18 protein-coding genes and 1 pseudogene are annotated in these 18,619 nt (G+C 72.8%); 8 read left to right on the forward strand and 11 right to left on the reverse strand.

Going from position 1 to position 18,619, the window contains the following annotated elements; all coding sequences use genetic code 11:
- Positions 1-55: 55 nt before the first annotated feature.
- The 5 genes from ACWDR0_RS26620 to ACWDR0_RS26640 form a co-directional block, all read right to left on the reverse strand.
- A complete protein-coding gene (locus ACWDR0_RS26620) occupies positions 56-1,075 on the reverse strand; it encodes an N-acetylglucosamine kinase (protein ID WP_456354303.1) in 1,020 nt (339 codons plus the stop codon).
- Positions 1,072-1,752 (reverse strand): uracil-DNA glycosylase, encoded by a 681-nt coding sequence (locus tag ACWDR0_RS26625; RefSeq protein WP_456354304.1) that lies wholly within the window; start codon positions 1,750-1,752, stop codon positions 1,072-1,074. The genes ACWDR0_RS26620 and ACWDR0_RS26625 overlap by 4 nt, the downstream gene beginning before the upstream one ends.
- 112 nt (positions 1,753-1,864) lie before the next feature.
- Complete coding sequence (locus tag ACWDR0_RS26630; protein ID WP_456354305.1) at positions 1,865-2,950, reverse strand: WD40/YVTN/BNR-like repeat-containing protein; 1,086 nt, start codon at positions 2,948-2,950, stop codon at positions 1,865-1,867.
- A 109-nt stretch (positions 2,951-3,059) separates the two neighbouring features.
- The gene (locus ACWDR0_RS26635; protein WP_456354306.1) at positions 3,060-4,439 is read right to left on the reverse strand and encodes an FAD-dependent oxidoreductase; all 1,380 of its coding nucleotides are present in this window, start codon (positions 4,437-4,439) and stop codon (positions 3,060-3,062) included.
- 106 nt (positions 4,440-4,545) lie between these two features.
- Positions 4,546-5,247, reverse strand: coding sequence for a DUF305 domain-containing protein (locus tag ACWDR0_RS26640; RefSeq protein WP_456354307.1), 702 nt, complete (start codon positions 5,245-5,247; stop codon positions 4,546-4,548).
- A gap of 176 nt (positions 5,248-5,423) precedes the next feature.
- On the opposite strand from ACWDR0_RS26640, the gene ACWDR0_RS26645 reads away from it, so the two are divergent.
- Complete coding sequence (locus ACWDR0_RS26645) at positions 5,424-6,953, forward strand: LVIVD repeat-containing protein (protein ID WP_456354308.1); 1,530 nt, start codon at positions 5,424-5,426, stop codon at positions 6,951-6,953.
- Positions 6,954-7,093: 140 nt separating this feature from the next.
- On the opposite strand, the gene ACWDR0_RS26650 is transcribed toward ACWDR0_RS26645, so the two are convergent.
- From ACWDR0_RS26650 to ACWDR0_RS26665, 4 genes are all read right to left on the reverse strand, one after another.
- On the reverse strand, positions 7,094-7,705 hold the full coding sequence (locus ACWDR0_RS26650; RefSeq protein ID WP_456354309.1) for a TetR/AcrR family transcriptional regulator: 612 nt from the start codon (positions 7,703-7,705) through the stop codon (positions 7,094-7,096).
- A gap of 129 nt (positions 7,706-7,834) precedes the next feature.
- A complete protein-coding gene (locus ACWDR0_RS26655) occupies positions 7,835-8,611 on the reverse strand; it encodes a phosphatase PAP2 family protein (protein WP_456354310.1) in 777 nt (258 codons plus the stop codon).
- A gap of 122 nt (positions 8,612-8,733) precedes the next feature.
- Positions 8,734-9,669, reverse strand: a complete 936-nt coding sequence (locus ACWDR0_RS26660; protein ID WP_456354311.1) for a M56 family metallopeptidase — start codon at positions 9,667-9,669, stop codon at positions 8,734-8,736.
- 87 nt (positions 9,670-9,756) lie between these two features.
- Positions 9,757-10,332: a DUF5134 domain-containing protein gene (locus tag ACWDR0_RS26665; RefSeq protein ID WP_456354312.1), complete on the reverse strand. Its 576-nt coding sequence runs from the start codon at positions 10,330-10,332 to the stop codon at positions 9,757-9,759.
- A 674-nt stretch (positions 10,333-11,006) separates the two neighbouring features.
- On the opposite strand from ACWDR0_RS26665, the gene ACWDR0_RS26670 reads away from it, so the two are divergent.
- A complete protein-coding gene (locus ACWDR0_RS26670) occupies positions 11,007-11,570 on the forward strand; it encodes a GNAT family N-acetyltransferase (RefSeq protein ID WP_456354313.1) in 564 nt (187 codons plus the stop codon).
- A gap of 94 nt (positions 11,571-11,664) precedes the next feature.
- On the opposite strand, the gene ACWDR0_RS26675 is transcribed toward ACWDR0_RS26670, so the two are convergent.
- Positions 11,665-12,348 carry a glycerophosphodiester phosphodiesterase gene (locus tag ACWDR0_RS26675; RefSeq protein WP_456354314.1) on the reverse strand — a complete coding sequence of 228 codons (684 nt, stop codon included), beginning with the start codon at positions 12,346-12,348 and terminating at the stop codon, positions 11,665-11,667.
- A gap of 299 nt (positions 12,349-12,647) precedes the next feature.
- On the opposite strand from ACWDR0_RS26675, the gene ACWDR0_RS26680 reads away from it, so the two are divergent.
- The 5 genes from ACWDR0_RS26680 to ACWDR0_RS26700 all read left to right on the forward strand — a co-directional run bounded on the left by ACWDR0_RS26680 (position 12,648) and on the right by ACWDR0_RS26700 (position 17,289).
- On the forward strand, positions 12,648-14,063 hold the full coding sequence (locus tag ACWDR0_RS26680; RefSeq protein WP_456354315.1) for a DUF6421 family protein: 1,416 nt from the start codon (positions 12,648-12,650) through the stop codon (positions 14,061-14,063).
- A 26-nt stretch (positions 14,064-14,089) separates the two neighbouring features.
- Positions 14,090-14,842, forward strand: coding sequence for an SDR family NAD(P)-dependent oxidoreductase (locus ACWDR0_RS26685; protein WP_456354320.1), 753 nt, complete (start codon positions 14,090-14,092; stop codon positions 14,840-14,842).
- Positions 14,821-15,909: a threonine aldolase family protein gene (locus ACWDR0_RS26690; RefSeq protein WP_456354316.1), complete on the forward strand. Its 1,089-nt coding sequence runs from the start codon at positions 14,821-14,823 to the stop codon at positions 15,907-15,909. Before ACWDR0_RS26685 ends, ACWDR0_RS26690 begins: the two co-directional genes overlap by 22 nt.
- A 94-nt stretch (positions 15,910-16,003) precedes the next feature.
- Entirely contained in the window at positions 16,004-16,582 is a 579-nt protein-coding gene (locus tag ACWDR0_RS26695; RefSeq protein WP_456354317.1) for a transglutaminase-like domain-containing protein, read from the forward strand.
- 11 nt (positions 16,583-16,593) lie between these two features.
- Positions 16,594-17,289, forward strand: a complete 696-nt coding sequence (locus tag ACWDR0_RS26700; protein WP_456354318.1) for a B3/B4 domain-containing protein — start codon at positions 16,594-16,596, stop codon at positions 17,287-17,289.
- 94 nt (positions 17,290-17,383) lie between these two features.
- Here the strand turns inward: ACWDR0_RS26700 and ACWDR0_RS26705 are convergent, their stop codons facing one another.
- Complete coding sequence (locus ACWDR0_RS26705) at positions 17,384-18,106, reverse strand: lysophospholipid acyltransferase family protein (protein ID WP_456354319.1); 723 nt, start codon at positions 18,104-18,106, stop codon at positions 17,384-17,386.
- 423 nt (positions 18,107-18,529) lie between these two features.
- Between ACWDR0_RS26705 and ACWDR0_RS26710 the strand changes: the two are divergent.
- Positions 18,530-18,619 (forward strand): annotated as a pseudogene (locus ACWDR0_RS26710) (electron transfer flavoprotein subunit beta); the annotation flags it as partial.

Here is an 18,619-nt window from a genome sequence, read left to right on the forward strand (position 1 = left end):
CCCGGGGCGCGGCCCGGGCGTGCCGCCACGGCCGGACGGCGCGCCCGGTCCCGTTTCAGCGGCGCCGGGCGGCGCCGTCGGGGCCGGAGAGACGCAGCATCGCCGGATGGGACGGCAGTTGCAGGGTGCCGGTGGCCAGCGCCGCCGCGATCGACAGGGCGCCCGAGAGCGGATCGCCGGCGGGCGGGACCAGCCGGGCCTCCGGCAGACGTTCCGTCAGCCGGGACCGCAGCGGTACGAGAAGGGGGTCCCCGATCCGGAACAGCCCGCCGGTGAGCGCGATATCCGGTGCCGTGCCCGGCTCCCGCGGGCAGACGGCCTCGGCGGCGTCCGCGATCAGACGGGCCGCGTCCCCGACGATGTCCGCCGCCACCGGGTCGCCCTCGGCCGCGCAGCGGGCGACCTCCGGAGCGAACGACGCCAGGACCGCGGGCCGGTCCGTCCGCGGATACAGCTGCCCCGGCAGCCCGGCCACCGGGCCGAACACCGCCTCCGCGGCGGCCAGCAGGGCGGCCGAGCCGCCGCGCCGGCCGTCATGGGCCCGGAACGCGGCCTCCAGCCCGGCCCGGCCCAGCCACGCGCCGCCGCCGCAGTCGCCCAGCAGATGGCCCCAGCCGTCGGCTCTGCGCCACGCCGTCAGATCCGTGCCGGCCGCGACCATCCCGGTGCCCGCGGCGACCACCGCGCCGGGCCGCTGCCCGAGCGCCCCGGCGTAGGCCGTCACGGCATCGGTGGCCAGCGCCAGCCGGCGGACCCCCAGGGCCTCGTCGAGCGCTCCGGGCAACTCCGCCCGCAGCTCCCCGCCGAGGGTCGCCATGCCCGCCGCGCCCACCGCGACCGCCGTCACCGGCCCCGGGGCGCCGGAGCACCGGGACCTGAGCCCGCGCACCATCGGCAGCAGCTGCTCCAGCAGATGGCGGGCGTCGATACCCGCGGCGCCGGTGCGCACCGGGGTCCGGGACACGGCGGTCTCCGGCCGCCCCGGCCCCGCGTCCGACACCGGGGCGAGGGCCACCCGGAGCCCGGAGCCGCCGGAGTCGACCCCGACGACCCACGCCCCGGGGCCGGGGTTCACGGCAGCTTCCACTCGACCGGCGTCGCCCCTTGCTCCACCAGCATCTCGTTCGCCCGGCTGAACGGCCGGGAGCCGAAGAACCCGCGGTCCGCCGACATGGGCGAGGGATGCGCCGACTCGATGGCGGGCAGGCTGCCGAGCAGCGGCCGCAGATTCCGCGCGTCACGGCCCCACAGGATGGACACCAGCGGCTTGCCGCGGTCCACGAGGGCCCGGATGGCCTGCTCGGTGACCTCTTCCCAGCCCTTCCCCCGGTGGGCGGCGGGCTTGCGGGGCGCCGTGGTCAGCGAGCGGTTCAGCAGCAGGACCCCCTGCTGTGCCCAGGGGGTGAGATCGCCGTTCGACGGCCGGGGGTGGCCGAGGTCCTTGTGCATCTCCCAGAAGATGTTGTCCAGGCTCTTCGGCACCGGCTGGACGTCCGGCGCGACCGAGAAGCTCAGCCCCACCGCGTGCCCCGGGGTCGGATAGGGGTCCTGACCGACGACCAGGACGCGTACGTCGTCGAAGGGCTGCTGGAAGGCCCGCAGCACATGGGCCCCCGCCGGGAGGTACTTCCTTCCCTGGGCGATCTCCTGCCGGAGGAAGTCGCCCATCGCGGCGATGCGCTCCGCCACCGGCTCCAGGGCCTTCGCCCAGCCCGGTTCCACAATGTCGTTCAAAGGCCGTCGTGCAGTCACGGTTCGTCACTCTACTGGTCGAATCACGGCTGTCCCCGGGTCCTGGTGTCATCGTCCGGCCGCCTCCGGTCCCGGGACAGCCGTCCCGCCGGGTCCTGGGCGCGCCGTGCCGTCAGTCCACGGTCGCCGCCCTCACACAGAGCACGTCCGGCAGATGGGCGGCCACCTGCTCCCAGGTGTCGCCGTCGTCCGCGCTCGCGTACAGCTCGCCGTTGCGGTTGCCGAAGTACACCCCGGCGGGGTCCCCGTCGTCCGTGCACAGGGCGTCCCGGAGGACGGTCCCGAAGTGGTCGCCCGCGGGCAGCCCGGCCGTCAGCGGCTCCCAGCTCACCCCCGCGTCGGAGGTGCGGAAGACCCGGCAGCGGTGCCCGGCCGGCACCCGGTCGGAGTCCGCCGCGATCGGGAAGACGTAGGCGGTGTCCGGGCGGTGCGGATGGGCGGCGACCGCGAACCCGAAGTCGGACGGCAGGCCCGCGCCGATATCGGTCCAGCGGGCACCGGCGTCGTCGCTGCGGTAGACGCCCCAGTGGTTCTGCAGATAGAGCCGGCCGGGATCGCCCGCGTCCTGGGCGATCTTGTGCACGCACTGGCCGAACTCGGGGTGCGGATCGGGCAGGAAGACCGCCGACACCCCGTCGTTCGACGGATCCCAGCTCGCCCCGCCGTCCCGGGACCGGAAGACCCCGGCCGCCGACACCGCGACCGTCACGGCCCGCGGGTCCCTGGGGTCGGTCACCACCGTGTGCACGGCCTCCCCGCCGCCGCCCGGCTCCCACCGGGAGCGGGTGGGATGCTCCCACAGCGGCCGGACCAGGGTGAAGGTCTCCCCGCGGTCCTCCGAGCGGAACAGGGCCGCGGGCTCCGTCCCCGCGTACACCACACCGGGATCGCCGCTCGCCGCGGGATGGAGCTGCCAGACCCGCTCCAGCGACGCACCGGTGTCCCGGGGAAACGCGACCGCGGGCCGGTCCGGCTCGGTCCAGCTCGCGCCCAGGTCGTCCGAGTGGAAGACGGACGGGCCCCAGTGCGCGCTGTCGCCGCCGGCCAGCAGCCGCGGCACCGGCCCCCGGGTGTCGATCGCGACCGCGTACACCGCCCGGGCGGGCAGGAAGGGGCCGGACAGCCGCCACCGGCCCGCCCGGCGGCGACCGGTGAACAGCCCCTTGCGCGTCCCCACGGTGAGCAGCACTTCCACCATGTCCCCGCACCTCCGCACGCCGTCGTCCCGGATACGGGCCAGTCTGCACCCGGCCACCGACAGTGGCCCCTCGGGACGGCATCACCGCAGGTCGGGGGCGGTGCGTGGATCAGTCGCCGGTGGCCCCGTCCGCCCCGGCCGCCGCCCTCAGCAGTCCGTCCCAGTCGGGGATCTTCACCGAACGGCGCCCCAGCGAGGCGCCCAGCGCGGCCTCCGCCGCCTCGACGGCGAGCCAGCCGGGCCAGCGCACCGGCCGGTGGCCGGCCGCCCGCAGCCGGCCCGGCGGATCGTCCGCGACCCGCCGGGCGGCCAGCAGCGGAGCGTCCGCGAGCAGGGACTCCACGGTCTCCCGGGCGCACGGCCGGTTGGTGCCGATCACCCCCGTCGGACCACGTTTGATCCACCCCGCCACATACTCGCCCGGCGACGGCAGGCCGTCCCGCAGGACCCGCCCCGCGGTATGCGGGACGGTGCCCGCCCGCTCGTCGAAGGGCAGCCCCGGCACCGGTTCGCCCCGGTACCCCACGGCCCGCAGCACCAGCTGCGCCGGTACGTCCTCATGGCTCCCGGTACCCACCACACCGCCCGCGCCGTCCGGCGCGGTCCGCTCGAACCGTACGGCCGCGACCCGGCCGCCCCGCTCCAGCAGGCACACCGGGCGGAGGAAGAACCGCAGCGCGATCCGCCGCCCGGCCTCCCGGGGCCCGTCCGCCGCCCAGGCGCGCAGCACCTCCAGATTGCGCCGCTGGACCACGGGCAGCCCGGCCGCCGCGGCCGGGGATGCATACGCGGGATCCAGCGCCAGCTCCGCCGGATCCACCACCGCGGCCGCCGACGGCAGCGCGCCCAGCTCCCGCAGCTCCTTCGTGGTGAACCGGGCCTGCGACGGGCCCCGTCTGCCCACCATGTGCACCTCGCGCACGGCGCTGCGGGCGAGGGCGGCGAGCGCGCCGTCCGGCACATCGGTGGGGCGCAGCTCGCCGGCGTCCCGGGCCAGGATCCGGGCCACGTCCACGGCGACGTTCCCGACGCCGATCACGACGGCGCTGCGCGCGCTGAGCGCCGGGCCGGTGAAGTCACCGGCCGGGGCGTCCGGGTGGGCGCTGTACCAGGAGACGAAGTCGGTCGCGGAGTGGCTGCCGGGCAGGTCCTCGCCGGGGATGCCGAGCCTGCGGTCCCGGGAGGCGCCGACGCAGTACACGACGGCGTGGTACAGCTCCAGCAGCCGGGCGGGCTCCAGTCCCGGCGCCCCGGCCTCGACGTTTCCGACGAATGTGATCCGCTCGTCCTCCAGCACCGCCCGGAGGTTGTTCTGCAGCGATTTGATCTTCTCGTGGTCGGGGGCGACCCCGTAGCGCACCAGCCCGTAGGGGCAGGGCAGCCGGTCCAGGACGTCGACCCGGATGCCGGGCACCCGGACCTGGCCGACCAGTCCCTGCGCGGTGTAGACCCCGCTGGGGCCCGATCCGACGACGGCGATACGAAGCACGGAGGCGCTCCTTCCCGCGGGAGCTTCCAGCATCGCACCGCCGGACGTCTCCGGGGAGCCCCGGCGCCGCGGGGAGTCCCCCCGGCGCCCGCGCCCCCCGGTCCGGTCACATCTTGCGCATCCGGCCGATCTCCGCCGACTGCTGCGAGATGACGTCGTTGGCCATCTCCTGGACCAGGGTGTTCCGGCCGTCCGAAAGGGCGTCCGCGGCCATGCTCACCGCGCCGTCGTGATGGGTGATCATCAGCTTCAGGAACAGCTCGTCGAAGGCCTTCCCCTTCGCCGCCTTCAACTGCGCCAACTGGGCGTCGGTGGCCATTCCGGGCATCGTCGCGGTGGAGTGCCCGCCGCCGTGGCCGTGCCCGCCGCTCCCCTTGGGGCGCTTGTCGGCGAACCGCTTCAGCCAGCCGTTCATCATGTCGATCTCCGGCTTCTGCGCCGCCGAGATCCGGTCCGCCACGCCCTTGACCAGCTTGGACTCGGCCCGCCCCGGTACCAGCGCGGTCATCGTCAGCGCCTGCCCGTGGTGCACGACCATCATCTCGGTATAGGTGAAGTCGGCGGAGTTCGGACTGTCGTCGGGCAGGGCCTTCGCGGCCTGCTCGGGGGAGAGCGTCTTCGCCGGTTCACCCGGTTTGCCCGGGGCTACCACGGAACCGGTCGCCTTGTCCGAAGGGCTCGGCTTGCCCGCCGACTTGGTGTCGCCGCCGTTCGATTCGCAGGCGGTCAGGGCGAGTACGGCAGCCAGGGCGGCGGCGGTGAGGGCGACTGGTCTGCGGAAACCCGCGGCCGGGCGGTGGGTGAACACGGGGAACCTCCAGGGGAGCTGGGCAGTGCGGGGGGCCGTTCCGGAACAGTTCCCCGACCTAATGATCAAAAACTTTCATGACGTGTGTGTTTCCATCTATTGAAATGCGCATGCTAGGCACAATACTTCCGTGGTGTCTGAACCGTTCGAAGCGAACGGAGACGAGGGAGGACGCAGTGACCCTGTTGCACACCACACGAGTGCGGCGCAGACGTCTGGGCGTGGCGGCGGCCGCGGCCGGGCTGATGGCGGCCCTGCTGACGGCGGCACCGGCCGCCGCCACACCCGACCCCGGGGACGCCCCCGTTCAGAAGGAGGCCAGCAACAGCCAGGAGGCCGCGGCCCGTTCCGCCATCCAGAGCGGCGGGATACCCGGCGTGGACGAGATCGTCCGCAGCTCCAACGTCGAGCATCTGGCGAACATACCCAAGGACACCCTCAAGGGTACGAACTCGGACATCGCGTTCCAGGGCAAGTACGCCTACGCCGGCAACTACGACGGCTTCCGGATCTTCGACATCTCCAACCCGAGGTCCCCGAAGACGGTCGCCCAGGTGCTCTGTCCGGGAAGCCAGAACGACATCTCCGTCTCCGGCAACCTCCTGATCCTCTCCACGGACTCGTCCCGCAGCGACAACTCGTGCACCAGCACGTCGCAGTCGCAGACGATCAAGAACTCGTGGGAGGGCATCAAGATCTTCGACATCAGCGACAAGCGCAACCCGAAGTACGTCGCTGCCGTCGAGACCGCCTGTGGTTCGCACACCAACACCCTGGTGCCGGACGGCCGCAACCTCTACGTGTACGTCTCCTCGTACTCGCCGAACGCGGCCTTCCCCGACTGCCAGCCGCCGCACGACGGCATCTCGGTCATCAAGGTGCCCCGCAAGGCGCCCGAGCAGGCGAAGGTCGTCGGGTTCCCGGTGCTCTTCCCCGGTGAAGGCCCCGACGGCGGCGGCAACCCCGGTGGTCCGACCAACCCGGGCGTCTCCAAGACGACCGGCTGCCACGACATCACCGTGCTCCCCTCGAAGGACCTCGCGGCCGGCGCCTGCATGGGTGACGGCATCATCTTCTCCATCAAGAACCCGGAGAAGCCGAAGGTCATCGACCGTGTCCAGGACAACGTGAACTTCGCGTTCTGGCACTCGGCCACCTTCAACCAGGACACGGACAAGGTCGTCTTCACCGACGAGCTGGGCGGCGGCGGTTCGGCCACCTGCAACGCGGAGATCGGCCCCAACCGCGGTGCCAACGGCATCTACGACCTCGTCGGCAAGGGCGACAAGCGCAAGCTCGTCTTCCGCAGCTACTACAAGATCCCGCGCCACCAGGCCGCGACCGAGAACTGCGTCGCCCACAACGGGTCCATCATCCCGGTCAAGGGCCGCGACATCATGGTCCAGTCCTGGTACCAGGGCGGCGTCTCGTTCTGGGACTTCACCGACTCGTCGAAGCCGAAGGAGATCGGCTACTTCGAGCGCGGGCCCCTCTCGGTGACCGACTTCATCGGTGGCGGGACCTGGTCGGCGTACTACTACAACGGCTACGTCTACTCCAACGACATGGCCAAGGGCCTGGACGTCCTGAAGATCAACGACAGGCGCACCGACCCGGCCAAGAAGATCAGGCTGGACGAGCTCAACGTCCAGACCCAGCCGGACTACTTCGACGACGACGACGACCACGACCACGACGACGACTAGTCGTCCTCACGACGACTGGTTCTCTCCGCGGACCGGGCCGGAGCCCGGCCCGGTCCGCGGGAGGGCATCACCCCGAGGGGTGAACTCCGTCGACCGCCGGGGCCCGCAGCCGCGGGCCCCGGCGGGCCGGTGAGAAGAGGTCAGGGAGCGGCCGGCCGGGCGGCCGGCGGCACCCCCAGCTCCCAGTCCAGCCCGTAGCGCTGGAACAGCTCGGCCCGCAGCAGCTCGGGCGCCATCGGAGCGCCCGGCAGCACGATCGCGAAGACCGCGCCCATCAACTGCGCGCGCAGCAGCCGGTAGTCGACCCCGACGGTCGCCGAGCCGTACCGCTCCACCGTCCCGCTGAGCAGCGCCGCGAGCCGCTGCTGCTCCGGGCACTGGACGAAACCCTCCGCCTGGAGCACCCCCGACATATGTGCCCGCATCAGTACGGGACGGTGCACGGCCAGCCCCAGGACCGCGTCGATCGCCCGGGCCAGCAGCTCCCGGCCGTCGTCCGTACGCGGCTCCCGCAGCAGCGCCGCCTCCAGCGTCCGGTGCATCAGCCGGTGCACCGCGGACTGGAGCAACTGGTGCTTCCCGGGGAAGTAGTACGACACCAGACCGCGCGCCGAACCGGCTCGGTCCGCGATGTCCGCGAGCGTCGTGGTCTCGTAACCCCGCTCGCCGACCAGGTCGACCGTGGCCTCCAGCAGTCTTTCGCGCGAGCGCCGCCGCAGCTCTTCATTGACCGATGGGCTCCGCGGGCTCATGCTGGACTCCTGCGTTGACTGGCTCTCGGCCAATATACTCAGCGCAGTCCGCCGGACGGCCGTGAGGCCACCGGCCGAGGGGGCCGGTCCGGGCGACGCGGGGGATCGCCCGGACCGGTCGCCGCACCGTCAGTCCGCGGCTCGCGCGCCACCGGCGGACGGGCCGCTGTTCCGGCCCCGCAGCCGCGCCTCCACCCGAGGGAAGGCCGCCACCGCGAGCAGCGCCCAGCCGGTGCCCATCAGCCAGCCGCCGAGTACGTCGCTGGGCCAGTGCACTCCGAGATAGAGCCGGGTCAGTCCGACACCGGCGACGGAGACCGCGGCCACCGTCACGGCCGCCGTCCAGGCCCGGCCCCGTACCCCGTGCCGTCGCAGCAGCCACAGCAGCAGCACGCAGACCACGGCCGCGACCATGGCATGGCCGGAGGGGAAGGCGGCGTAGTTCGCCGAGTCCACCGGATCCGGCCAGCGGGGGCGCTCCCGCCCGACGGCCGCCTTCAGCGACTGCTGCACCACCGCGGCCAGGGCGACGGTCACCGCGGTGTACAGGGCGAGCAGCCGTTCCCGGCGCCACCACAGCCAGATCACGGCGATCGCGATCAGGGCGCGCATGGTCCAGGGGTCCCAGACCCAGTCCGTCAGGATGCGGTTGACCTGCACCAGGTCCGGTTCCCGTACCGCCCGCCGGTGGAGGGCGTCCGCCACCGACCGGTCGAAGGAGATCAGGGGCGACCAGGCGGCGGCGACCAGCCAGAGCAGTACGGCGGAGAGGACGGCGAGCACCAGGCCGGTACGGGCGGCGGCGCGTTCGCCCGGTCCGCCGGGGCGCGGGGGCGGTCCGGGCGGGGGCGCGGAGGTGCCGGAGGAGCCGGACGGGCCTGGGGGTGCGGATCCGGGAGAAGGCATGGGGACGATCTTGCATGCCGGACGGCCGCACGGCCATCCCGTGGTACGGATTCACGCCGCCGGGCGCGGTATCCGGCCGCCCGGACCGGGGGCGGGACCGGGCGGCTCCCGGCTCCGCCGGGTCAGTTCAGGGCGCGCAGCGCCGGGACGAACGCCACCAGGACGGGCACCACGGGCACCAGGGCGGCGGCGGCCGTCAGTTTCAGCCGGTGCACCGGGGCGAGCCGCGGGGCGGCCGCCAGCAGCCGGTTCACCCGCTGGGGGAGATGGTCGTGGTGCGGGGGACAGGGGCCGAACACCCCGCGCTCCTCGTTCAGCTCGACCAGGGCCAGGGCGATCGTCAGCCGCCCGAACCGCTTGGATGCCATATCGTCGGCGGACAGCTCCACCAGCCGGTGCATCTCGTCGCGGAACGCGGCGAAGACCGGTATCTGCGGGAAGCCGGCGGCCAGCGCCCCCGAGACGTTCAGCAGCCAGTCGTGCCGGGCCTTGGCGTGCCCCTGCTCATGGGCGAGTACGGCATCGAGCTGACGGCCCTTCAGGCGCCGCAGCGCGGCCGTGGTGATGACCAGCTGGGGCGCCGATCCGGGCAGCCACCAGGCGCCGGGCCGCTCGCCCTCCAGCACCACGAGCCGCTCGCCCGCCGTCTCCTCGCCGGGCAGCAGCGGAGCCCGGACCAGCAGTTCGCGGCGGCGACGGCGGCGCTGCGCCCGGGCCGTCCGGATCTCCCGGGTCAGCATGGCGGCGGACCAGAGGCCGCCGCAGGCCAGTACCACCGCGAGTGCGGCCGCCCAGGGCCCGCCGGCGCCCAGGGCGTAGGCCTCGACGACCCCCTGCGGCGCGGGGGCGAAGACATGGCCCCTGACCAACTGCCAGGCGGCGGCCGCGCTGAAGGTCATCGACAGCGCGAACGACAGCAGCACCGAGGCGACCACGCACTGCCAGACCCAGAGCGCGACGATCGGTTCGCGTTCCGCCCAGTCGGCCCGTGCCACCAGTCCGGGGGCCAGAACGGCGGCCAGCGCGCCGAGCAGCAGCAGCACGAGGGAGACCAGCATGTCCCCAGCCTATGAGGGCCCGGCTCCGGCGGGACGGCCCCGGGGGCCAAGAGTGACGCACGCCACGGTTTCCGGTCCGGTCGCTGCTCAGAGCGCGAGCAGCATCGCCAGCATGCCGAGGCCCATCGCCAGCCGGCAGGCCGGGACCAGCTCCGGGACCGGTTCCGGGGACGCCCCGGCGGCCGGTTGGGGCCCCGGGCCCGCGGCGGGGGCGAGCCGGGCGCCGGAGCGGAGGACGTAGACGGTGTAGTACGCCAGCAGGGCCCCGGTCAGCACGGGGATCCCGGCGGGGGACGCCGGGGCGTGCCCGCCCGGGTGGCCGCCGCCGGAGGGGTCCGCCATCAGGACGGCCATGTAGACCATCGCCAGCGACCCCACGGCATGGTGGAGGTGGTGGCCGCCGCGCCGGGCCGCCGCCAGGGAGAGCAGCGAGAGCAGCGCGGCGCCGCCGAAGACGACGGCCCCGGCCGCCCAGGCCCGGGGCGGCGGGTCCAGGGCGGCGGCGGGCACCGCCATCACCGCCATCCCGAACCCCATCAGCGCCTCACCGCCCACCGCCCGGCGGGCCCCTCCGGCGCAGGAGCGCATCCGGGCCAGGCAGTAGCCGCCGGCCGCCGCCGACAGGGCGACGAGAAGCCAGCCGGCCGGCGCGGGTCCGTGCACGGGCGCCTCCCCCCGGGCGGCCGTACCTGCGGCCGCGGGTCTCGGCCGGAGGATGCCCGCCGCCCGCGGCGCACACCCGAGCGCACGGGGGTGCGCGGGGAGCGCGACCGCGTGACCCGGCCGTCCCGGCCGGGGCCGGGCACGGCCACCGCCTTCCGGGGGCCGCGGCCGCGCCGGTGGGGCCCGGTCCCGGACGAGGTGGCGCCGGTCCCGGGTCCCGGCGCCGGACCGGGGCCGTATCGGTACTGCGCTCCGGCTTGCCGGCCTTCCCGGTACCGCGCTCCGCTTCCCCGGCCGCGCCGGGGGCGGGCCCACGGCGCTGGAACCCGGGCCCGCGCCGGGAGAGCCAGGAGCGCGGTGTACGGGCCGGGCCGCCCCCGGCCCCCTGCGGCGGGCCCTCCCGGCCCCCACCGGTACCGTCCCCGGCTTCCCGCCCGCACGGGTGCGGTGCCGGGCTCGCCCCGGGAGGGCCCGGAGCGTTCTACGGGGCCGGGCCGGGCGCCCGGCCCGGCGGGCCTCGGTACGGACCGGAGCGCGCACAGGTCCCGGCACCCGCTGGACGGTCCGGCTCCCGTCCCGGCGGCCGCCCGGTGCGGCGGCGCCGGGGTGCGGCGTACGCTGGCCCGCACCTCGTAACCGGCATTCGCAGTATGTGAGACGGGAGAGACCACTCCATGAGCACCGCACCGCCCCGCCCCTCCGGCGGCACGACCTACCGCGACGCCACCGACGCCGATGTTCCGGCCCTGGTCGGGCTGGTCCAGTCCGCCTACCGGGGCGCCGGGGACGAGCGGGGCTGGACCACGGAGTCCCATCTCGTCAGCGGTCGGCGGATCGACGAGGCCGGGATCCGGGGCGTGATGACCGCCGAGGGCAGCCGGATGATGATTGTGACGGGCGAGGACGGCGGACTCGTCGCCTGCTTCCAGCTCGAACGCCGCGGCGACCGCGCCTACTTCGGCCTCTTCGCGGTCCGTCCCGGACTCCAGGGCAACGGCCTGGGCCGGCAGGTGATCGCCGAGGCCGAGCGCCTCGCGGCGGCGGACTGGGGCGTGAGCACGATGGAGATGACGGTGATCTCCGTACGCGAGGACCTGATCGCCTGGTACGAGCGCCGGGGGTACCGCCGCACCGGTACCCTCTCGCCCTTCCCGTACGGCAGCGAGGTCCACGGCACCCCGCTCCGCGACGACCTCGTCTTCGAGCAGCTCGTGAAGGACTTGCAGAACCGGGACTGAACGGCGTTCCGCGCCGGGCGGGGCACCGCCCCGCCCGGCGGACGAGCCCCGGGCCGTATCCCCCGGGGTTTCCCGGAGACCGCCCGGACGGAACCTACGCGGTGAACCGGCCGGTGCGCCGGATCTCGGGGAAGTCGGTGGTGACGCCGTCGAGTTCGAGGGCGCGGGCCAGCCGGAGCCGGGCCTGGTCGTTGACCACCCAGCCCAGGACCCGCAGCCCCTCGGCGTGCGCCCGCTCGGTGGTCTCCAAGGTCAGCCGCCGGATGTTCAGGGCCAGCCAGTCCGCCCCCACGGCCTTCGCCCGGTCCACCACGTCACCGCCCCAGCGGCTCGCGATCAGTACCGTCCGCACCCCCGGTACCAGGGCCGCGATCTCCGCCACGGCGTCGTCGTGGAACGAGGAGACCGTGACCCGGTGGACCAGATCCCGGCGGAGCATGACCTCGGCGAGGACGCGGGCCGCCGCGACATCCTTGATCTCGGCCTGGAGCGGGGACCGCACCGCGTCCACCACCTCGTCGAAGACCGGCACCCGCTCGCCGTCGCCCGCGTTCAGCTCGCGCAGTTCGGCGAGGGTCTTCTCGGCGACGGGCCCGCTGCCGTCGGTCGTACGGTCCACGTCGGCGTCGTGCATGACGACGAGCGCGCCGTCCTTGCTCAGATGCAGATCCAGCTCGATGGCGTCCATCCCGGAGCGTTCCGCCCGGATGAAGGAGCGCAGGGTGTTCTCCGGCGCTACGCCCATGACCCCGCGATGACCGATGGTGAGGAACGACAAGATTCTCTCCGCTTCCGTCGACGGCGGCTCCGGCGCAACTGCCCCACGGGGCAGCGGCCCGGCAGGGCGCAGCCTAATAGTCCCCGTGCCGGAGGGGACCGTCCGTGCACGGACCAGTGCGGTGGACCGCTCCTGTGGGTGTTCAGGCCGAGCGAAGTCGGCGTTCGTACGGTCACAGGCCGTAAACCTTCCTGTCGTCATGAAATAGGGCAGGATAATTTCCATAGGGCTCACTTGTCTGAAAGAAGGCGGCCTGGATACGGTGTCTTGACGCGAGGTTCTCCCGTGGAGGAAGTGACATGACGGAAATTCTTGTGCAGGACGCTGCTACGGCGGCCGGATCCACTGCCGAGCGGGTGATCGACGACCCTGCCTGGCCGCGGCTCAAGAGTGCCGTCGAGGAAATCCGCCCCTGGCAGTCGGCGGACGGCTCCATCGACTTCGACGCCGAGGGCGCCCCCGGCCGGGCCGCCGCCGAGGCCGCCGTCGGACGGATCACCGACGCCCTCGCGCAGCTCTCCCCGCTGCTGCCGCACGACGCCGACTACCACCGGGCGCTCGCCGCGGACCTCCGCAAGTGGTCCGACGGCGCCTTCGGCGTCCCGGACTTCCTCGACTCCCTGCTGGCCTTCCAGCCCGCCGCGCACCGCGCCGACGGCCTCCAGCACCTCGTGGTCTTCCCCATGTACACCCAGAACGGCAACCCGGACCGCAATCTGGAGGCCGTCGTCCTGCGCATGGTGTGGCCCGAGTGGCTCGCCGAGCTGGAGCGCACCCGCTACGACAACCCGCTGTTCTGCGGCATCACCTTCGAGGACTTCACCGCGGGGTACGACACCAACTCCGCCGTCCTCTTCCCCGAGACCATCGCCGTGCGCGAGGCCCCCGAGCGCTTCACCTGGGGCGGCATCTTCTGCGACCGCGAGGCCGCCCGCTTCCGCGCGGTGACCAACGAGGCCGTCAGCGTCCTCGGCCTCGACCTCCCCGAGGACATCGGGGCCATGGTCGGCGACCAGCAGCGCTGCGAGGAGGCCTTCGTCCTGTGGGACATGGTCCACGACCGCACCCACAGCCACGGCGACCTGCCGTTCGACCCCTTCATGATCAAGCAGCGCCAGCCGTTCTGGATGTACGGCCTGGAGGAGCTGCGCTGCGATCTCACCGCCTTCAAGGAGGCCGTGCGCCTGGAGGCCGACGGGTTCCCGCAGGGCCGTGACGTCCAGTACGCCGTGCTGTTCGACCGGATGTTCCGCTTCCCCGTCACCGGCGAGCGCGTCCGCAACTACGACGGCCTCGGCGGCCAGCTCCTCTTCGCCTACCTCCACCAGCACGATGTGCTCCGCTGGACGGACAACACCCTGAAGATCGACTGGGAGCGGGCGCCGCAGATCACCAACCAGCTCTGCGCCGAGATCGAGAAGCTCTACCGCGACGGCATCGACCGCCCCAAGCTGGTCCACTGGTTCGCCGCCTACGAACTGGTCTCCACCTACCTCGCCCCGCACCCCGGATCCCGCTGGGCCAAGGGCCCCGAGGCCCTCGACCTCTCGCAGCCGCCGCGTAAGCTCGTCGACGACGTGCTTCCCGACGAGTTTCCGCTCAGCATGTTCTATGAGGCCCTGTCCAAGAAGCTCCGGAAGGTGATCTCCGCGACCAAGGGGATCACCGCGAACCGCCCGGTGGCCGACGGCACCGCGTCCGGGGCAGCCGCGTGACCATCCGTACCGAGGAGGCGACCGAGATGAAGAACTCCAACGGCCCGCTGGAAGGGGCCGTCGTCGCGGTCGCCGGCGCGGCGGGCCCCGCCGGGCGCGCCGCCCTGCTGCGCCTCGCGGAGGCCGGCGCCACCGTCGTCGGCGCCGATGCCGACCCCGAGCGGCTGGCCTCCGCCGTCGACGCGGCCCGCTACGCCCACGGCGGTGCCACCGTCACCGGTGACACCGTCGACCTGCTCGACCTCGACGCCACCCGCGAATGGGCCGCCAAGACCGAGAAGGAGTTCGGCCGGATCGACGGCCTGGTGCACCTCGTCGGCGGCTGGCGCGGCAGCGCCTCCTTCGCCGAGACCAACCTCGCCGACTGGGACCTGCTGGAGAAGCTGCTGATCCGCACCGTCCAGCACACCTCCCTCGCCTTCCACGACGGGCTGCTCCGCAGCGACCGCGGCCGCTATCTGCTGATCAGCGCCGCCGGAGCGAGCGCCCCCACCGCGGGCAACGCCGCCTACTCGGCCTCCAAGGCCGCCGCCGAGGCCTGGACCCTCGCCCTCGCCGACGCCTTCCGCAAGGCCGGTGGCGAGGACGGACCCAAGTCCGCGGCCGCGATCCTGGTCGTCAAGGCCCTGGTGCACGACGCCATGCGCGCCGAGCGCCCGAACGCGAAGTTCGCGGGCTTCACCGACGTCTCGGAACTGGCCGACGCCATCGCCGGGGTCTGGTCCACGCCCGCCACGGAAGTGAATGGACAGCGCCTGTGGCTGACGCCCCGCCCGTGAAGAACCACCCGACGGCCGCCCGGCGACGCCACGACCCCGCGGTACGGGGCTTCGCCAGCGACAACTACGCCGGTGTGCACCCCGAGATCCTCGCCGCGGTGGCCCTCGCCAACGGAGGCCACCAGGTCTCCTACGGCGAGGACGACTACACCGACCACCTCCAGCGCATCATGCACAGCCACTTCGGCCCCACCGCCGAAGCCTTCCCGGTCTTCAACGGCACGGGGGCCAATGTCACGGCCCTCCAGGCCATGACCGACCGCTGGGGCGCGGTGATCTGCGCCGAGACCGCCCATATCAACGTCGACGAGGGCGGCGCGCCCGAGCGCATGGCCGGCATCAAGCTGCTGACCGTGCCGACGCCGGACGGCAAGCTCACCCCCGAGCTGATCGACCGGCAGGCCTGGGGCTGGGAGGACGAGCACCGGGCGATGCCCCAGGTCGTGTCGATCACCCAGAACACCGAACTCGGCACGGTCTACACACCCGCCGAGATCCGGGCGATCGTCGAGCACGCCCACGAGCGGAACATGAAGGTCCATCTCGACGGCGCCCGGATATCCAACGCGGCAGCGTCGCTCGACGTCCCCATGCGGACCTTCACCAACGCGGTCGGCGTCGACGTGGTTACCTTCGGCGGCACCAAGAACGGCATGATGTTCGGCGAGGCGGTCATCGTCCTCGACCCCGGCGCCGTCAGCCATATGAAGCATGTGCGCAAGATGTCCATGCAGCTCGCCTCCAAGATGCGCTTCGTCTCCGTCCAGCTGGAGGCGCTGCTCGCCCAGGACCTCTGGCTCCGCAACGCCCGGCACTCCAACGCCATGGCGCGGCGGCTCGCCGACGGCGTCCGCCAGGTCGACGGGGTCGAGATCCTCTACCCCGTCCAGGCCAACGCCGTCTTCGCACGGCTCCCGCACGAGGTGACCCGTAGGCTCCAGCGCCGGTTCCGCTTCTACTTCTGGGACGAGACCGCGGGCGATGTCCGCTGGATGTGCTCCTTCGACACCACGGAGGAGGACGTCGACGCCTTCGTGCAGGCGCTGAAGGAAGAGATGGCCCGCTAGCGCGGCTCTCCTCGCCACCCTCCCCGGTTGCATGAATATGCGGCCGACCGGAAATCCATTGACCCGGTCGGCCGCTTTTCCTATGGTTCGACGCATGGAACTGATCCAGCAGACGGACGGCATCGCCGCCTATCTGGCCGCCGACGACACCATCGACCACGGCCATCCACTCGTCCGCGAGACCGCCGCCCGGCTGCGGCGCGACACCTCCGGCGCCCACGACTACGCCCGCGCCGCCTTCGAGTTCGTCCGCGATTCCGTCACGCACTCCATCGACGCGGACGACCCCCGGGTCACCCGGCGCGCCTCCGAAGTCCTGGAGCAGGGCACCGGCATCTGCTACGCCAAGGCCCATGCCCTGGTCGCACTGCTGCGCGCCGAGTCGATCCCCGCCGCCCTCTGCTACCAGAACCTCGGCGTCGTGCACGGGCTGGTGGCCCTCAGGCTGCCGGGCCGCGATCGCTGGTCGCGGATCGACCCCCGGGGCAACAGGCCCGGCGTCGACGCGCAGTTCTCCCTCGACGAGGAGCGACTGGCCTTCACCGTCGATCCGGAGTCCAATGAGGTGGACTACCCGGTGCTGTATGCTGCACCACATCCGGCGGTGCTCGCCGCCCTTCGGGCCGCGCCCGACCGGAAGACCCTCTGTGAAACGCTCCCCACCGCACTGTGACGAGGAACCGCATGGCGCTCACGCTCACCGTCGCCGACGAGGTCACCGCCCTCGCCCCCGGCTTCACCCATCTCGCGATCGAGGCGCACGGGCTGGCCAACGGCCCCAGTGACGACCACAGTTCCGCGCTCCTCGACTCCGCCGCGCGCCGCCTCGCCGAACGACTCGGGGGACGCGCCCCGCACGAGGACCCGCATATGGCCGCCTGGCGCGAGGTCTACACCGCCTTCGGTGCCAAGCCGTCCCGTACCCGCAACTCCGCCGAGGCGCTCGCCAAGCGCGCCCTCGCCGACGGCGGGCTGCCCCGGATCAACCTTCTCGTCGACGTCTACAACGCCATCAGCGTCGCCCATCTGATCCCCGTGGGCGGCGAGGACCTCGACCGCATCAGCGGCGGAATGCGCCTGGTGCGCGCGGCCGGGGACGAGCCCTTTACCACCGTCGCGGCCGGCGTGGAGACCGTCGAGCACCCGGAGTCCGGCGAAATCGTCTGGTGCGATGGTGAGGGCGTCACCTGCCGCCGCTGGAACTGGCGGCAGGGGCCGCGCACCCGGCTCACCGAGGAGTCGGTGAACGCGGTCTTCCTGCTGGAGTCGCTCGCGCCCATGAGTATCGACGCGCTGAAGGCTGCCGGAGCCGAACTCGCGGAATCCCTGGAGAAGGTCAGCCCGGGCGCCCGGATCACCGTCCGCGAGCCCGGCCGCTGACCGCACCCCGCCGGGACCGGAGACTTCCCCGCCGGTCCCGGCGGGGCCGCGGTGTGTCGGGGTGTGTCGGGGTGCGTCCCGGCGCCGGGGCGCCTCAGCGGGCTTCGCGGACCTCGGCCGGAGTCGGCGCGGTGCCTCCGAGATGCGCCGGTACCCACCAGGTGTCGGTGGCGTCCATCGGGCGTACGGGATAGGCGCGCTGCGCCGATTCGAGCAACTCCTCCACCCGCTCGCGCAGCCGGCGGGTGATCGCCCCCGCGTACTGGTCCACCGGGGCTTCCACCGGCTCGCCGACGCGGATGGTGACGGGGATATGACTGCGCTTCAGATTGCGCGGGCGCCCCTTCGTCCAGAGCCGCTGCGTGCCCCAGAGCGCCACCGGAATCAACGGGACCCCGGCCTCCTGGGCGAGTCGTGCGGCACCCGACTTGAACGACTTCAGGGTGAACGACTGGGAGATCGTGGCCTCGGGGAACACCCCGACGATCTCACCCGCGCGCAGGGCTTCGAGGGCGTACTGGTACGCGTCCTCGCCCTTGGCCCGGTCGACGGGGATGTGCTTCATCCCGCGCATCAGCGGACCGCCGATCCGGTGCCGGAAGACGGACTCCTTCGCCATAAAGCGGACCAGCCGCTTCTGGGGGAGTGCGGCCAGCCCCGCGAAGATGAAGTCCAGATAGCCGATGTGGTTGCTCACCAGCACGGCCCCGCCCGTCTTCGGGATGTGCTCGGAGCCCTGGGTGTCGATCTTCAGATCCAGCGCCTTGAAGAGGGCGCAGGCGGCGCCGACGATCGGCCGGTAGACGAGCTCAGCCATCCGGAGAGGACCCTTCTGTCGTGCCCGGGGAGGGTGGCTCCCGGTAGAAGTTACGCAGCCGTAGGTTTATAGGCGCTGCGCAGATCGTGCCCCATACGGAACGGTCTGGCCAGTCCCGGCGTGTCCGCCGGGCGAGATTCTCGTCACGCCCCTGGCCGGTCCATTCACTCATACCGCGACGGCCCCGGTTGCGGCGGGCTGCCGGGGGTGTGCGGGCGGCGTTGGGAAGGTCACAGTTCCAAGCGCTTGCTCAGGGGTAGGGTAAGAAGCGTACTGGTGAGTAATATCTGGTTCGGAGCGTCGCCCGCCACGGACCGGAAACCCCGCCTCCAGGCACTTATGCTGCCTGGCAGAACGAACCCCCCGGCCCGGCGCGCACGGGGAAACACCACGGAAATGGCCACTGCAAGTAGGAGAGCCGGCGTGAGCTTGAGGATCGTTGTCTGTGTGAAGTACGTGCCCGATGCCAGTGGCGATCGTGGGTTCGCGGATGATCTGACGGTGGATCGTGAG

The organism is Streptomyces sp. NPDC003691 (assembly GCF_053981115.1).

Excerpts from the sequence above, each read along its gene's own strand:
- ACWDR0_RS26705 (WP_456354319.1), bottom strand. The coding sequence starts at position 18,106 with ATGGCTGAGCTCGTCTACCGGCCGATCGTCGGCGCCGCCTGCGCCCTC.
- ACWDR0_RS26630 (WP_456354305.1), bottom strand. The coding sequence starts at position 2,950 with ATGGTGGAAGTGCTGCTCACCGTGGGGACGCGCAAGGGGCTGTTCACC.
- ACWDR0_RS26695 (WP_456354317.1), top strand. The coding sequence starts at position 16,004 with ATGGAACTGATCCAGCAGACGGACGGCATCGCCGCCTATCTGGCCGCC.
- ACWDR0_RS26660 (WP_456354311.1), bottom strand. The coding sequence starts at position 9,669 with ATGCTGGTCTCCCTCGTGCTGCTGCTGCTCGGCGCGCTGGCCGCCGTT.
- ACWDR0_RS26680 (WP_456354315.1), top strand. The coding sequence starts at position 12,648 with ATGACGGAAATTCTTGTGCAGGACGCTGCTACGGCGGCCGGATCCACT.
- ACWDR0_RS26685 (WP_456354320.1), top strand. The coding sequence starts at position 14,090 with ATGAAGAACTCCAACGGCCCGCTGGAAGGGGCCGTCGTCGCGGTCGCC.
- ACWDR0_RS26700 (WP_456354318.1), top strand. The coding sequence starts at position 16,594 with ATGGCGCTCACGCTCACCGTCGCCGACGAGGTCACCGCCCTCGCCCCC.
- ACWDR0_RS26655 (WP_456354310.1), bottom strand. The coding sequence starts at position 8,611 with ATGCCTTCTCCCGGATCCGCACCCCCAGGCCCGTCCGGCTCCTCCGGC.
- ACWDR0_RS26650 (WP_456354309.1), bottom strand. The coding sequence starts at position 7,705 with ATGAGCCCGCGGAGCCCATCGGTCAATGAAGAGCTGCGGCGGCGCTCG.
- ACWDR0_RS26670 (WP_456354313.1), top strand. The coding sequence starts at position 11,007 with ATGAGCACCGCACCGCCCCGCCCCTCCGGCGGCACGACCTACCGCGAC.